This window comes from Campylobacter sp. S4:11 (assembly GCF_024723695.1).
Classification (GTDB): domain Bacteria; phylum Campylobacterota; class Campylobacteria; order Campylobacterales; family Campylobacteraceae; genus Campylobacter_D; species Campylobacter_D jejuni_C.
Genome location: NZ_JANQDC010000101.1, coordinates 1 through 414, shown reverse-complemented (window position 1 = coordinate 414; position 414 = coordinate 1). Strand labels below are relative to the sequence as shown.

1 pseudogene is annotated in these 414 nt (G+C 24.2%); it reads left to right on the top strand.

What is annotated here, in order from left to right:
* Positions 1–414 (top strand): annotated as a pseudogene (locus CAMP5053_RS08395) (motility accessory factor); the annotation flags it as partial.

The window sequence follows — 414 nt, the reverse complement described above, 5'->3', positions numbered from 1 at the left end:
GGTCTCTCATGAACACCTATGAAACTAATTTTAATAAAAATCTAGGAGCATTAGAAAGTTATAATGCTACTCTAGCTGATAAAATAGAAGATGTAAAAACAAATGAGCGTTTTGAGGTGTTTGCAGGAAAAAGTGCTTTTGATATCAATATATATGATCATGAATTAAAACAAAGTTTATACGATAATCCTGAAAAATTCTTTGATGAGAAATATAATGAAATTTATACCAAATATGAAAGATATCCTGTTTTATTTTTTTATGGTCTAGGTAATGGTTTATTATATAAAGCTTTATTAAAAAATGAAAATCATAAAAGTATAGTTGTTTTTGAACCTAATATTGAAATACTTTATATAGTTTTTCACTTAATAGATTTTAGTCAAGAATTAAAAGATAAAAGATTGTATGTGG